Raw genomic sequence first — 15,497 nt, forward strand, 5'->3', positions numbered from 1 at the left:
AACTGCAAACACTGAGGTAACTATGGCTAAATTAAGAAGTGCAACAACAACTGAAGGTCGAAAGCGCGCAGGTGCTCGTGCATTATGGCGTGCAACAGGAATGACAGATAGCGATTTTGGCAAACCGATTATTGCGGTTGTAAACTCATTCACGCAATTTGTACCGGGTCATGTGCACCTTAACCAACTCAGTGAGCTTATGGCAGAAACCATTACTCAAGCGGGTGGTGTGCCAAAAGAATTTAATACTATCGCCATTGATGATGGTATTGCCATGGGCCACGGCGGTATGTTGTATTCATTACCATCGCGCGACTTAATTGCTGACTCAGTTGAATACATGGTAAATGGTCACTGCGCCGATGCAATGATCTGTATTTCTAACTGCGACAAAATCACCCCAGGAATGATGCTGGCGGCACTTCGTTTAGATATTCCAGTAATCTTTGTGTCTGGTGGCCCAATGGAAGCCGGTAAAACTAAGCTTGCCAATATTGATATCAAACTAGATTTAGTTGATGCCATGGTAAAAGGTGCTGATGAATCAGTAAGTGATGCTGACTCAGAGCAAGTAGAGCGCTCAGCATGTCCTACCTGTGGCTCGTGTTCGGGCATGTTTACCGCCAACTCAATGAACTGTTTATTAGAAGCAATTGGCCTCGCACTACCTGGTAACGGCACTACACTTGCGACTCATAAAGATCGTAAACAACTGTATGTTGAAGCCGGTGCACGAATTGTTGATTTATGCCGTGAGTATTACCAAAAAGATAATAAAGAAGTCTTGCCGCGTGCTATCGCTAATAAAACCGCGTTTATGAATGCCATGGTGGTTGATATTGCTATGGGTGGCTCGTCAAATACCGTATTGCATTTACTTGCCGCCGCGCAAGAAGCCGGTGTTGATTTTGATATGTCGCACATTGATGCGTTATCTCGTAAAACACCTTTCTTATGTAAAGTCGCGCCTGCAACCGCGCAATACCATATTGAAGATGTGCATCGTGCAGGTGGCATGATGGCAATAATTCGCGAGCTTGGCAAAGCGGGCTTAGTGGATCTGTCGGTAAACCATGTTGCTGGTATGACTATGGCAGAGCTAGTTAAAAAATGGGATGCCACTGATCCAAACAACGAAGCCGCACAAAAGTTTTATCGAGCGGGACCTGCAGGTATTCGCACCACCAAAGCAATGAGCCAAGAATGTCGTTGGGATGAAGGCGATAATGACCGTGAACATGGTTGTATCCGTAGCGTTGAACATGCGTTTCGTCAAGATGGTGGCTTAGCCGTACTATCGGGTAATTTAGCTGTTGATGGTTGTATTGTGAAAAGCGCGGGTGTGGTTGATGAAATGCTACACTTTGAAGGCACCGCCGTGGTGTATGAATCACAAGACGATTCAGTTGAAGGCATTTTAAATGACGAAGTAAAAGCCGGTGACGTAGTCGTTATTCGCTACGAAGGACCGAAAGGCGGACCTGGCATGCAGGAAATGCTTTATCCAACCAGTTACTTAAAATCAAAAGGTTTGGCTGAGCAGTGCGCACTTATAACCGATGGTCGCTTCTCGGGCGGTACGTCAGGTTTATCAATTGGCCACGTTTCACCAGAAGCGGCCAGTGGCGGTGCCATTGCTTACGTTGAAAACGGCGATAAAATTATTATCGATATCGCTACCCGCGAAATCACGTTAGCGTTAACAGATGAAGAACTTGAAGCGCGTAAGCAAAAGCAACTTGCTCGTGGTAAACAAGCGTACAAACCACTCGATCGTGAACGTTATGTATCATCTGCGCTAAAAGCGTATGCGCTACTTGCAACCAGTGCTGATAAAGGCGCGGTGCGTGATTTAGCCAAACTGGAGGAGCTTAGTTAATTATGGTTTCTCAAGAGCTCGATTATTTTCGCGCTATTATCCAAGCCAATATGGAACCACTGGCAAAAGTTACTGAGGTTAGCGAAATGGCTGAACTCAGTGCTCGTCTTGGTAATCAAGTATGGCTAAAGCGCGAAGATCAGCAGCCAGTTTATTCGTTTAAACTGCGTGGTGCATACAACAAACTGGCTAAACTGCCAGCCGGTTCAGTGGTGATCACTGCCTCAGCTGGAAATCATGCTCAAGGGGTGGCGCTCAGTGCGTCACACTTAGGGCATCAAGCAACGATTGTAATGCCAGTGACGACCCCTGAAATCAAAGTCAATGCGGTACGTGCGCTTGGTGGCGAAGTGGTTTTACATGGCCATCATTTTGATGCTGCCAAAGCTTATGCACTAGAACTTACTGAGCAGCGCGACGGCATATTTGTTCCTCCATTTGATGATCCTGATGTAATTGTAGGGCAAGGCACGGTTGCACGTGAATTAATGCAGCAGCTTAATCAACTTGATGCGGTATTTATTCCAGTTGGTGGTGGTGGCTTACTTGCTGGTATGGCCGTGTATATAAAGTCATTGCGCCCAGATATAAAAGTAATCGGTGTAGAAGCTGATGAAAGTGCCTGTTTACAAGCGGCACTTGCAGCAGGCAAACCCGTCGAGCTTGAACGGGTTGGCAGTTTTGCCGATGGTGTTGCGGTAAAAATTATTGGTACCGAAACCTTTCGTTTGGCGCAAAAGTTTTGTGATGAAGTAGTCACTGTAACCGGTGATGAAATATGTGCGGCGATGCAAGATATTTTTGTTTCAACCCGTGCGATTGCTGAGCCATCAGGTGCGCTGGCAACGGCTGGGCTGAAAAAATGGTGTCAGCAAACAGGCCAAAAAGGGCTGCATTTAGCAGCTGTGTTATCTGGCGCAAACTTAAACTTTGACCGCTTACGTTATGTGGCTGAGCGTACTGCGCTGGGAGAGAAAAACGAAGCGTTGTTAGCAGTAACCATCAATGAAGAAAAAGGCAGCTTTAAACAGTTTTGCGCCTCATTAGGTGGTCGCGCAATTACTGAATTTAACTACCGTTACGCAGGCCCTGGTGAAGCGCAAATATTTGTTGGTGTTGCACTGCGCCAAGGTCAGCAAGAGTTAGATGAGCTCACAGCTGATTTAACCACCAATGGCTATCAATTTTGTGATTTATCAGATAACGAACTGGCTAAATTACATGTTCGTTATATGGTTGGTGGTAAAGCACCTGAGCAGATGCATGAGCGGTTATTACGCTTTGAATTTCCTGAATATCCAGGCGCACTGGCGCGCTTTTTAGATACTTTAGGCAGCAATTGGAATATTACTTTGTTTCATTATCGGAATCATGGTGGTTCGATGGGCAATGTATTAGCAGGGTTTGCGATTGAGCCTAGTCAGTATGAGGTATTCAACGAGCATTTAAATCGCTTAGGTTACAGTGTGCAAGATGAAACACTGAATCCGTGTTTTACCCAATTTTTAACTACTCAACGTCCCATCGATAGGGTGAAAGCGGTTAATAATTAAAGATATATACCCAAACCACTTCAAGATACGAATTCTGTAGCTTGAAGTGGTTTTAGTATAAGCAAGCACCTCAATTGAGGTGTTTTTTTGTCTATTTGCAAACTTAAAGTCTTGGGTTAATTGAATATCTTATCTATAGTTATAGCAATATTAGCTAACTTATTAGATCACGATTTGTCATTTAAAGGACTGAAACTTAAGCTTTATGCCACTTTGCTTATACTCAGCGGGCAAAGTTTTGCGTCAGCGGATGTGACTTTACAACTAAAGTGGACGCATCAATTTCAATTTTCTGGTTACTATATGGCTCAGCAACAAGGCTTTTACAAAGCGGCAGGGCTAAACGTCACTATTTTACCGGCAGATCCTGATAACCCAGATACCTTCACTAAAGTGTTGGCGGGCCAAGCTCACTTCGGGGTCGGGCACTCAGGTATTTTACAGCAACGGATCGCAGGTAAACCCTTGGTGGCAATGGCTGCTATTTTACAATTTTCTCCTTATTGTTGGATGGTAAAAAAAAGCTCCGATATTTTTCATCCTCGGGATTTTGTCAACAAGCGTCTTAGCAGTATCAGCCGCAAAGAAAATGCCGAATTATTGGTAATGCTCGAACGCAGTGGTATCCAAACGAATAATTTACCTTCTTATGAAAGTGGTAACAGCAGTGCGGATTGGTTAGCTGGGAGTATTGATGCGATGCAAGTGTACGTGACTAATGAGCCGTATATTATGCGTGAGCAAGGCATTGACTATAGACTTATTTGCCCGCAGAAGTATGGAATTAATGTGTATAGCGATATTCTTTACACCACAGAGAATATGCTCGAACAACATCCGCAAACAGTTGAAGCATTTTATCAGGCCAGCTTAAAGGGCTGGCGCTATGCAATGATGCATATGGATGAAACAATTACATTAACTCAACACCAATACGCACCCAATAAAAGTTTTTCTCAGCTTGCCTATGAAGCTGAAGTATTGAGTGATTATATTTTACCACCTGGCACTAATTTAGGATCTATGTCGATAGCGAAATGGCGGTTGATTGCTGACCTATACGGGATTGAGCAAGACGAATTTAATCAGGCGCAAGATGGCTTTATTTACCAGTATGTTGAACCTGAACAAATTAAAATGTCGTGGATGCTTATTGCGGCAATTATAATTAGTTTGTTATCTATACCACTTTATTTACGCTTGATGTTCAGAAAAAGCGTATAATGCATAAATGAAATGACCATCGCTAAAATCACATGATCCTTGCTGAGCAGTTTACAGCCCTAGATAACTTATTACATAGTACTCGCCATTATTGGCAATGCACTGCATTCGATTTTGATCAGCTGCCATGGCCTGAATTAGAACAACCATTAACGCTGTTGAGCGATCAACAAGTTGCCGATCTCGATAGCAATCAAGATGCCTTGTATCAATTTTTTAGCCCGTATATTCCCGTAGTCAATAACTTAGCTACATTGTGTTACTTACCTCAAGCCTCTACTACGCGTAGCGAATATCCGTTTTGGATCAGCAATGGTATTAAAGGGCGCAAGTTTGCGCAGCTGCAAGATTTTGTTTGTGCGCTTGGCCAAGAATCACAATTACCTGTATTAGAATGGTGTGCGGGTAAAGGCCATTTAGGACGTATGCTGGCATTTAACCGTGCGCCGAGTGTGCACAGCATCGAACTGCAACAACATTTATGTGAACAAGGTCAGCAAAGTGCTCTGCAACAAGGGTTAGCCATGCACTTTAGCCAAGCAGATGTACTTAAAGATGATGTAACTGAGTATTTTCAACAAGCACAACATGCCGTAGCGCTGCATGCTTGCGGAGCGTTACATCAGACGTTTATGAGTAACGCGGCTAGCGCGCAAACGCAAAAAATCAGTCTATCGCCGTGTTGCTATCACTTATTCACCCCGAATGATTATCAAGCTATGAGCGATGCCGGTAAGCGTAGTCAACTGCAGTTAACGCATCGTGATTTAAAATTAGCACTACAAGAGACGGTGACAGCGCCTTCTCGGGTAGATAAAGTTCGTAAAACTGAAGTGCAATGGCGATTGGGTTTTGATGCTTTACGCAAAAGTCTCACCAGCGAACAAAACTACGTCAGTGTGCCCTCAGTTAACAAAGCTATTTTTTCAGATTCATTTAAAGCTTTTTGTGCATGGGCCGCGGAGAAAAAGGCGCTAGATATACCACAAGGTATTGATTATGAGTCATTTTTAAAAAAAGGCGAAATGCGCAAAAAAGTCACTGAACGTATCGAACTGGTCCGTCATGTGTTTAGAAGAGCAATTGAGGTTTGGCTTGTGCTCGATCGTGCTTTATATTTGCAACAACAAGGTTATCAAGTCAGTGTGCAGACGTTTTGCGAAAAACAATTAACGCCACGTAATATCTTGATCCAAGCTACCGTCAAAGACAGAAAAGAGATGTAATGAGAAAATTAAAAAACTTATTTGAAAATAATAAACGCTGGGCTGAACGAACGTGTAAAGATGATCCAGAATTTTTTAAAATTCTATCCATGCAGCAAAACCCAGAATACTTGTGGATTGGTTGTTCGGACTCTCGCGTACCGGCTAATGAAATCGTTGATCTAATGCCGGGTGAGCTATTTGTTCATCGTAATGTGGCGAATGTGGTGGTGCATACCGATCATAACTGCTTATCAGTGATGCAGTACGCCGTTGAAGTGTTAAAAGTTAAACATATTATGGTTGTTGGTCACTATGGCTGTGGTGGTGTTCAGGCAGTACTCAAAGATGCTAAGTTTGGTTTAATTGATAACTGGCTTCGTCACGTCGGTGATGTAAAAGAAAAATACACCTCAAAGATCAATGCACTCGCAGAAAAAGATCGTCTCAATAGCTTGATTGAATTGAATGTAATTGAGCAAGTACGCAATGTATGCCGTACTAATATCGTCCAAGAAGCATGGCAGCGTGGCCAAGAGTTGACTATTCATGGTTGGGTTTATGGTCTAGCAAACGGTCACTTACACGACTTAGAGTCAGTCGTTACTTGTGCCGATGAAGTTGATGTTAACTATAAAAGTGCTGGGCTTAAAGTGTTTGAACGTTACGTAGTAGAATAAGTACGTAACCTAAGCACTGCGTCCTATCTGGGCACGGGCTACCTTCAGTAATTGTAATCTTAGTTTTAAAGGCTAAGTCGATGTGTTTTTTGTGTGGTGAAAACACCCTCTATACTTTCGGTGTTTTTCGCTTGCGATATTGCAGTGGTGTTTCAAAAGTAAAATTATGAAAGGCATGACAAAAGTGAGCATGATCATAATAGCCACATTGCAAGGCTATATCTGTTATCGGTGTTTGGCTGTCAGCTAGAAGCGTGCGTGCGGCTTTTAGTCGGTAAAATTGCTGTAATTGAGCTGGACTAACCCCGGCTTCTTTTTTTAAGCGGCGCTCAAGAGTACGACGTGTCAGGCCAAGTTGTTTGCCTACATAGCTGGTGGAATTATTGAGTTGAATAAGCTGCTTGATCACTTTAATGGTATTGCTTTTTACGAGTTGATTGCTAATTGCTTGGCTGAGTAACCACTGCTCGAGTAAATACAGTTGGCTGGTTAGTGGACTGCTTTGCATTTGTTCAACACATGCTATTAAACTGTGATACCAGCTTGGGGTAAAATCTTCACCGAGTAGATAATTTTCTTCAGCTAACTCGTGTAGCGTTATACCTAATAAGTGATAAGCACCAGTAGGCGCAAAACGAATACTGACTAAATAATCCTGATTGCTGAAAGTTGTTGCCTGCGTTTGACGATTAAATGCGAAGGTAATAACGGGTGTCGCATTGCTAAAATTAATTGTTAGGCTTGCGCCTGCATCAGGGTAGAGCTTTTCTTTAAATAACTGTGCTGCTTGTGTGGTTGTTGAACCTATTTTCCAATAACACTGCACCCAATCAGTTAAGCGTTGATCGGGTGCGAATTTTTGAAAGCTCAAATGGGGCAATGGATCATTTACTAATAAAATGGCCATGGTGTTAACCTGACTTATATCGTCGCAATAGCGATTTCTTCTTCGCGTAAAGTCAGTACCTCATAGCCGTCAGCGGTGACGACAATGGTGTGCTCCCACTGCGCAGAAAGCTTTTTATCACGAGTAACCACAGTCCAGCCATCCGGCTTAGTTTTTACTTTTGCCGCCCCTTGGTTGATCATCGGCTCAATGGTAAAGGTCATACCTTCTTTAAGTTCAACGCCGGTATTGCGTTTACCATAATGTAAAACTTGCGGCTCTTCGTGCATTTGCTCGCCAATACCATGTCCGCAGTATTCACGTACAACGCTATAGCCATTAGTATGGGCAAAATTAGCGATAGCGTTGCCTATATCGCCTAACCTCACTCCCGGTTTTACGAGCTTGATGCCTTGCCACATTGCTTGATAAGTTTTTTCGACTAAGCGCTTGGCCAACGGAGACACTTCACCAAGCATATACATTTTACTTGAATCGGCAATAAAGCCATTCTTCTCAAGGGTAATATCTAAATTGACGATATCGCCTGATTTTAATGCGCGTTTAGAGTCTGGAAAACCATGGCAGACTACTTCATTTACTGAGCTGTTTAACACATAAGGATAATCGTATTGGCCTTTGCTGGCAGGACGTGCAGCAAGTTCATCAACAATATAGCGCTCTACTAAATCATTGATCTCCATTGTGGTGATGCCGATTTTGACCTGTTGATCTAAATAGGCAAACACCTTTGCCAGTAGGCGACCAGACTCACGCATTAGCTCTATTTGTGCGGGAGTTTTAATAATTATTTCACTCATGCAAAGATTCTCCAGCTGTTACATCGGCTTGTGCAAGTTGCTGTTTGATTATTTCGGCGTAGGTCATGGTTGGATTAAGCTCAGCTAGCATGCCTATCTTTATCCAGTATTCAGATTGAGAGTTTATAGATCGTACCATAGTGGTACTGGCTTTGCGGATCTCTTCGTGCAGTTGATCGCTGATTTTTACGATACCCATAACAGTGCCTATATATAAAACGTATACGTATCGTATATAGGTGTTCGCGTGTATGCAAGGCGTAAAACAAATCAGGCAGCCGAAGCTGCCTGAAGTAATAACTAAAACGGTATTATTCGGGTTGCTCGCTTTGCTTATTACTACTGAGTTGTTGCTCAAGTAGTGCAACTTTCGCTTCTAATGCAACGAGCTTCTCGCGGGTGCGAATTAGTACTTGGCTTTGTACATCAAATTCTTCACGGCTGACAAAGTCCATCTCAGCAAGCTTATTTTGAATAGCTTGTTTGGTTTTCGCTTCAAACGTATCGGCAAGGTTTTTAACGCCTTGCGGCATGTTACTGGAAATCTGTTTGGCAATTTCTTCAAGTTTTGCTGGGTTGATCATGTCTGTCCCTTACTGTCGCGTAAATGATAATGGCTAATGTTACCTTATTGGCTAGGCGTATTGTAGTGATTACGTTAAAATTGCCCGTCTTTAATGCAATCTCTTTGGTCGATATGAAACTCAATCCTAAACAAGATGAAGCGGTAAAATATATTAGTGGTCCATGCCTAGTGCTGGCGGGGGCGGGATCAGGAAAAACTCGTGTAATTACTAATAAAATCGCTTACTTAGTACAAAAATGTGAGTATCAAGCACGTAATATTGCCGCGGTGACCTTTACTAATAAAGCGGCGAAAGAGATGCGCGAGCGAGTTTTTCAAACGTTAGGTAAAAAAGAGTCAAAAGGCTTGTGGGTATCTACCTTTCATACCTTAGGCCTTGAGATCATTAAAAAAGAACTAACAACGCTGGGTTTTAAACCAGGCTTTTCATTATTTGATGATCAAGATACCGGGCAATTAATTGCTGACTTAACTGAAGAAGAGCTAAAAAAAGACAAAGATTTACTCAATCTATTAAAAATGCAAATAGGCAGCTGGAAGAACGAGCTTATTTTACCAGAGCAAGCGATTCGCGAAGCGCGAGAGCCACAAAAAGCGCTATTTGCGCAATTGTATGCGCGTTATCAAACCCAGTTACGCGCCTATAATGCTTTGGATTTTGATGACTTGATCATGATCCCCACCTTATTACTGATCAATAATGCAACCTCGCGTGAGCGTTGGCAACAACGTTTCCGTTACCTGCTGGTGGATGAATATCAAGATACCAATACCAGTCAATATCAATTAGTTAAGTTGCTTGTGGGTGAGCGTGCGCGTTTTACCGTGGTAGGTGATGACGACCAATCAATCTATTCATGGCGCGGTGCTCGACCACAAAACTTAGTGTTATTAAGCAAAGACTTTCCAGGTTTACGGCTCATTAAGCTTGAGCAAAACTATCGCAGTGTGAAGCGTATTTTAAAAGCTGCTAATATCTTGATTGCCAATAACCCTCATGAATTTGATAAAAAACTGTTTAGTGAGTTAGAAAATGGCGAGCCGATCAAAGTGATTGGCTGTCGTGATGAAGAGCATGAATCAGAGCGGGTCGTCGCTGAGATCATCTCGCATAAATTTATGAAACGCACCAGTTATAAAGATTATGCTATTTTATACCGTGGTAATCACCAAGCGCGTGGCTTTGAAAAGTCGTTAATGAGTAACCGAATACCTTACAAGATCAGTGGCGGAATGTCGTTTTTCTCACGCTCTGAGATCAAAGATATAATGGCGTACTTGCGCTTATTGGTGAATCAAGATGACGACAATGCGTTTCTACGTATTGTGAATACTCCGCGCCGTGAAATAGGCACAGTTACGCTGGAAAAGTTGGGTACCCTAGCCAATGAAAAACATGCCAGTTTATTTGCCACCTGTTTTGATAATGACTTAGGTTATCGCTTAAAAGGTCGCGGTTTAAACTCGTTAGCGGGATTTGCACGTTGGGTGGTTGAGCTGTCAGATAATGCGGTACGTGGTGATACCCTTGAAGCGGTAAAAGATTTAGTCAGACAAATAAATTACGAAGCTTATTTATACGAGTCATCACCGAGTGCGAAAGCTGCAGAAATGCGCATGAAGAATGTTTCTGAGTTGTACCGTTGGATCACCGATATGCTCACAGGTGATGCGGATAATCCGCCGTTGACGCTTGCTGAAGTGGTGAGTAAGTTAACGTTGCGTGACATGTTAGAACGTAACGAAGAAGAAGATGAAGCCGATGCAGTGCAATTACTAACGCTGCATGCCTCTAAGGGCTTGGAGTATCCTTACGTATTTATGGTAGGCATGGAAGAGGGGTTATTACCGCATCAAGTAAGTATTGATGAAGAAAACGTTGATGAGGAACGTCGCTTAGCTTATGTGGGGATCACTCGTGCTCAGCAAGAGCTGACCATGACCTATGCGAAAATTCGTCGTCAATTTGGCGAAACATCACAAACAGAGTTGAGCCGCTTTATACAAGAGCTACCGCAAGATGATTTAGCATTTGAAAATAAAAAAGCGCCAAATACGCAAGCCGAACGAATGGAAAAGGGCCAAGCCAGAGTTGCTAATTTACGTGCTATGCTGAAAAAGCCTGAGTAGTTCATCTGAGCTGCGGATAATAAACTGGTTATCCGCGACGCATATCGTTAATTTAAAATTTGCTCGTTCGAAGAGTCAGCTGGGAGTGTTGCTGTAGAACTAATTGCATGCTGCCTACCAATAAATAGTGATAAACCATGAGTGTCTAGTAAGGCTCTATAATTTAATATTGAAGGGCCTTTCGCGATTACTTTTATTTGTTTTATCTTAGTTATTGCTAGTACACCTTGTAGTTGTAAATCAAAGCTTTGTTGTTGTAACACTCGTTTACTAAAGGTAGAGCTAAGTAATAAATAATCGAAATTAATATCGCATAGTAAATTAAGTTCGCAGCGATCTTTAGCAAAATCATTTAAGCCAATCGAATAGCCTTGTTTACTCAATACTTTTAAATTACTAATTTGTACCGCTGAGGCGTAACGGATCTCTTGTTCATTAAACAATAAACAAATTTGTTTCGTTATGTTGTGGTTTTGCATTGTTTGGCATAACGCCTGGAATTCAATTTTTTCCAGTAATAAGCCCGAGCAAGGGAATAACACCATCTGCAGTTGTGCCGTTTGGATTTGTTGACACGCTTTAGTTAATAACTGTAATTCCACTTCCAGCTGTTGTGCTTTATCAGCGGCAAACTTCTTTAATATTTCAAAACTAGTGCTACCAAGTACTGGGTGTTCACCAAATGCTTCAAGTAGCGACTCTGACTGATGCTGTTCATCAAGTGTAATAATTTCAGAGCAGCGAAAATGCATTGGTAAAGAGTCTAAGTGATGACTGGTTTCTAACTCATACGGGCTGGTGCCGGCACTAAGCAGTGGATGGTAAAACTCGAACCGGCTGCGACCGGCATTTTTTGCATAATACATGGCAGCATCAGCATCACGAATAATTTCATCCGTATGCTTGTAGTTTGTTTTCGAATAGGTAATACCGACACTGGCACCACTTTGTACACATATACCTTTCATGCAAAATGGTTTTTTCATTAGTTCAATTAATCGCTTAGCAACATCTTCGGCTTGTTGACGATCAGTTAAATGAGTTAATAAAATAACAAACTCATCGCCGCCTAAACGCGCAAGTAAATCGTGCTCCCTAATACATTGTGAGAAAGACTCACTGACGCTAATTAAAAACTGATCACCAGCTTGGTGACCAAGTTGATCGTTAATATCCTTAAACTTGTCTAAATCAATAAACAGCACAGCAAACTGTTGTTCAGGGTAACGTTGATAATGCTGTAGAGTTTTTTCTAATTGGGTTAAAAATAAACTGCGATTAGGCAAGCCAGTAAGTGGATCGTGGTGGGCATCATGATACAGCTGTTGCTCTATTTTTTTACGCTCTTCAATTTGCATTTGTAAATGCATATTGGTTTGGCGGATCTCTTTGGTTTTTTCAGCAACCCGAAACTCTAATTGTTGATGACTTTGTTTTAAGGCTTGAGCAGCCAAATGTGCTTGTAATACAGTCGCTATCTGATGTGATACAAAGGTAATTAATTCAAAGTCGTCTTGATTGAAAATATGCTTATGGTTGTAGGCTTGGCAAGTTATTAAGCCAATTACACCTTGCGCAGTTTTTAATGGTGCACCTAACCAGCTGGTTGCTGAGTTTGAGTCAGAGACTTGTCCAAGTCGCTCGACTTCGCCTGACTTGAGTAGTTTTTGTGCTCTAGTACAATCAATAAGCTGAGTTTGTTCGGTACGTAATACTAATTCGCTATAACCTTTGGCGAAAGGACGCGGTTGGGTATTATCTCTATATTCATCCACACAGTACGGAAAGTTTAACCAACCTGTTTCGCGATCATACAATGCAATGTATAAGTTTTCAGCGTAAGTTATTGATTTTATTATTTCATGTACTTGTTGATATACTTCATTGATATGCTTTGTTTGCGTTGCTAACTCTGAAATTTTAAACAAAATATGCTGGCGTTCGAGGGTTTTTTTATGTTGTTCTACTTCGAGGTTAAGCGCTTCATTGCTCTGTGTTAATGCACGAGTTCTTATTTTTACTTCAGACTCTAATAGTTCGCGTTTTTTTACTCGTTCGATAGCTGTTGATAAATAGAGCGACATTACTTCTAATAGCTCGATTTGTTGTTCAGAGTAGCTTTGTTGTTTATCGTAACTTTGTGCGACTAGCACTCCAATAATACTTTGCTCTCGGTATACCGGGACGCCTACCCAATGTTCTGCTGGTGTGCCAAGTAACTTAAATAACCCCTTGTTGGCAGCAGCCTGCATTTCATCACCTTGGAAGTAGGTGGTTTTACCTTGCTTAAACACATACCCAGTGACACCTTGGATAAAATTATTATCTTGATTAAGTGGCACAGATATACCATCTTTTTCATCAGCAAAGTAAGATAGTTCAAGGGTGTTACTAAATTGATTTAACAGCACCACGTAAAAACTTTTACTTGGCATATAATCTTGCAAAATATCATGAATCGCAGGGTAAAGTAGCGTTAATTCGGCAACAGAACTAGCTTGCTCTGATAATTGGATCAGGGCATTTTGTAAGTGGTGGGATTGCTTATACTTTTGGACTAGAGCTTTTAAACGATTATTTTTATGCTCCAGCTTATGTAGTAAAGCTGTTATATCTTCCAGTGACATTAAACCGATTTTTATTATTGTATATTTATTGGTCTTATATTTTCACTTTTTTGCTGAATCGTCAAGCGGACAATAGTATTAGAAAATGATAATAATAAATAGTGATAAAGGTAGGTTAATATTTATTTGTATAATAAAAAGGGCTGAAAAAATCAGCCCTTTATAAAAAAAAGTACAGAATTAAGTATTATTTTTTGCTCATGAAATCAATAGCTGCGCTTATTTCATCATCTGAGCAGTCCATGCATGTACCGCGTGGTGGCATTGCGTTAAAGCCATTAATTGCATGGTTTAATAGAGTGTCTGCGCCTTTAGCTAAGCGTGGAGCCCAGTCATCTGCTGATTTTGGTGCACCAAGTGCGCCAGTACCATGACATGCAAAGCACGCCGCTTGGTAAACTTGTTCACCGGTACGAGGACCTGTTGGCACTTCAGCAACTGCTGCTTTATCGCCTTCAAAGTAAACGGCACCTATAGGCGCGATACGTTTTTTGATCGCATCTTCAGTCATAGAGTTATCATATGGCTGTGCGTATGCGGTGGTTGCTAGCAATAATAATGCTGCTGATAGTTTTTTCATTTTGCCTTGCTCACTTCGATTTGAACGTGATCAATCACGATAGATGACGGAATTTAGAACGATTATAACGCTAAGCCGCAATTTATAAAACGCTACGATGTATTTTTCTTATGAAAAAACACTATTTTTTGCGTCAGCGCAACAAAGCACCTACTTTAGAATGACTGATTTGCGGTTTTTGTAGCACCTAATTAGCTCATTTTCAAAAGCGCAGCGACTAGTTTTTCAATACCTGCATCAGCATCTAAAATTGACTGCGCTAACATATAAGCTGGAGTGCTTACGAGTTTATGTTGCTCATCAATTACGATATCATCTACGGCACAATCAATGTGTTGAGCGCCTAAACTTTGTAGTGCGTTAGCAGTATCAACATCATTACCAATAGTGGTTTTTACGCCAGCACTGTAGAACAATGGGATCATTGCTGGAGCAATGCACATATAGCCTGCTGGTTTTTTGGCATTCGCAAATGCTTTAGCAGCACGGAGCATTTCAGGGTTTAATTGTGCTTGCGCACCATTGATCGCAAAATCACACAGGTTTTTAGCTGCGCCAAATCCACCAGGCACAATCAAAGCATCAAAGTCATTAGCATCTAACAGTGTTAACGCTTTGATATCGCCACGGGCAATGCGTGCCGCTTCGACTAATACGTTCCGGTTAGGGGTCATTTGTTCCCCATTCAGGTGATTGATCGTGTGCAATTGCTCAATATCAGGGGCAAAACACTGGTAGCTTGCTCCGGCTTTGGCAATATGTAATAACGTTAATACGGCTTCGTTGATTTCTGCACCGTCATAAACTCCACAACCTGCTAAAATTACAGCTATTTTTTTCATATACTATGCCCTTATTTATTATTCATAAAGTCAGTTTAGCATGACTTTTGCTGACTGTTATGGCCTTATTAAGATCATTTTGTGATCATCAATAATGATGAGTTAAAGATTATTTTTATTCGATCAATCCACTCGAGGCAGAGCAAAAACGCGCTATATGCTTTTTTTAAAGTTGGCTAATAGGAAAAAATTATAAAGGATCGCTATGATCTTTGATCCATTGTGGTAGAATGCTCGTCCGGTTATTTATAAGGAATGAATTAACCGTTTTTTAGTTGTAAAAAGCCACAATCAAGCAAAGCAATAAAATGTTTTTCCACATTGTGATAAAAATAATAAAAAAAGAACCTCGTATTATCTTTTTAAAACAAAACATACACTTAACTTGTTTCTAAGTAGTTTTAAATTACTTTGGAGGAATAGCTTGTGGGTGTTATCTACATAGTTATCCACAACTTACTCTTATTTAACGGTTTAAACAAAG

13 protein-coding genes are annotated in these 15,497 nt (G+C 41.4%); 6 read left to right on the forward strand and 7 right to left on the reverse strand.

The genetic code is table 11. The annotated features are described in order from the left end of the window. Window positions 1-22 precede the first annotated feature (22 nt). From ilvD to can, 5 genes are all read left to right on the forward strand, one after another. Window positions 23-1,879 (forward strand): dihydroxy-acid dehydratase, encoded by a 1,857-nt coding sequence (gene ilvD, locus PVK79_RS02965; RefSeq protein ID WP_145238380.1) that lies wholly within the window; start codon window positions 23-25, stop codon window positions 1,877-1,879. A gap of 2 nt (window positions 1,880-1,881) precedes the next feature. Further along, a complete protein-coding gene (ilvA, locus tag PVK79_RS02970; RefSeq protein ID WP_182717671.1) occupies window positions 1,882-3,432 on the forward strand; it encodes a threonine ammonia-lyase, biosynthetic in 1,551 nt (516 codons plus the stop codon). A gap of 189 nt (window positions 3,433-3,621) precedes the next feature. Beyond that, complete coding sequence (locus PVK79_RS02975) at window positions 3,622-4,656, forward strand: ABC transporter substrate-binding protein (protein ID WP_425607889.1); 1,035 nt, start codon at window positions 3,622-3,624, stop codon at window positions 4,654-4,656. A 32-nt stretch (window positions 4,657-4,688) separates the two neighbouring features. Continuing rightward, window positions 4,689-5,882 (forward strand): methyltransferase, encoded by a 1,194-nt coding sequence (locus PVK79_RS02980; RefSeq protein ID WP_182819916.1) that lies wholly within the window; start codon window positions 4,689-4,691, stop codon window positions 5,880-5,882. Next, window positions 5,882-6,541, forward strand: coding sequence for a carbonate dehydratase (can, locus tag PVK79_RS02985; protein WP_145238393.1), 660 nt, complete (start codon window positions 5,882-5,884; stop codon window positions 6,539-6,541). Before PVK79_RS02980 ends, can begins: the two co-directional genes overlap by 1 nt. Window positions 6,542-6,650: 109 nt before the next feature. Here the strand turns inward: can and PVK79_RS02990 are convergent, their stop codons facing one another. The 4 genes from PVK79_RS02990 to ubiK form a co-directional block, all read right to left on the reverse strand. Beyond that, window positions 6,651-7,448, reverse strand: coding sequence for a helix-turn-helix domain-containing protein (locus PVK79_RS02990; protein ID WP_182758653.1), 798 nt, complete (start codon window positions 7,446-7,448; stop codon window positions 6,651-6,653). A 14-nt stretch (window positions 7,449-7,462) separates the two neighbouring features. Continuing rightward, a complete protein-coding gene (map, locus tag PVK79_RS02995; protein WP_182758652.1) occupies window positions 7,463-8,248 on the reverse strand; it encodes a type I methionyl aminopeptidase in 786 nt (261 codons plus the stop codon). Beyond that, window positions 8,241-8,447, reverse strand: a complete 207-nt coding sequence (locus tag PVK79_RS03000) for a ParD-like family protein (RefSeq protein ID WP_149982600.1) — start codon at window positions 8,445-8,447, stop codon at window positions 8,241-8,243. Before PVK79_RS03000 ends, map begins: the two co-directional genes overlap by 8 nt. Window positions 8,448-8,559: 112 nt before the next feature. Further along, window positions 8,560-8,832: a ubiquinone biosynthesis accessory factor UbiK gene (gene ubiK, locus PVK79_RS03005; RefSeq protein WP_145238407.1), complete on the reverse strand. Its 273-nt coding sequence runs from the start codon at window positions 8,830-8,832 to the stop codon at window positions 8,560-8,562. 113 nt (window positions 8,833-8,945) lie between these two features. On the opposite strand from ubiK, the gene rep reads away from it, so the two are divergent. Next, complete coding sequence (gene rep / locus PVK79_RS03010) at window positions 8,946-10,964, forward strand: DNA helicase Rep (protein WP_145238754.1); 2,019 nt, start codon at window positions 8,946-8,948, stop codon at window positions 10,962-10,964. 47 nt (window positions 10,965-11,011) lie between these two features. Here rep and PVK79_RS03015 read toward each other — a convergent pair whose 3' ends face one another. From PVK79_RS03015 to elbB, 3 genes are all read right to left on the reverse strand, one after another. Then, window positions 11,012-13,585: a diguanylate cyclase domain-containing protein gene (locus PVK79_RS03015; protein WP_392352781.1), complete on the reverse strand. Its 2,574-nt coding sequence runs from the start codon at window positions 13,583-13,585 to the stop codon at window positions 11,012-11,014. Between the two features lie 193 nt (window positions 13,586-13,778). Further along, window positions 13,779-14,171, reverse strand: coding sequence for a c-type cytochrome (locus PVK79_RS03020; RefSeq protein WP_145238413.1), 393 nt, complete (start codon window positions 14,169-14,171; stop codon window positions 13,779-13,781). Between the two features lie 191 nt (window positions 14,172-14,362). After that, window positions 14,363-15,013, reverse strand: a complete 651-nt coding sequence (gene elbB / locus PVK79_RS03025) for an isoprenoid biosynthesis glyoxalase ElbB (RefSeq protein ID WP_257325274.1) — start codon at window positions 15,011-15,013, stop codon at window positions 14,363-14,365. Window positions 15,014-15,497 lie beyond the last annotated feature (484 nt).

Source organism: Pseudoalteromonas rhizosphaerae, from assembly GCF_028885455.1.
GTDB classification, from domain to species: Bacteria; Pseudomonadota; Gammaproteobacteria; order Enterobacterales; family Alteromonadaceae; genus Pseudoalteromonas; species Pseudoalteromonas rhizosphaerae.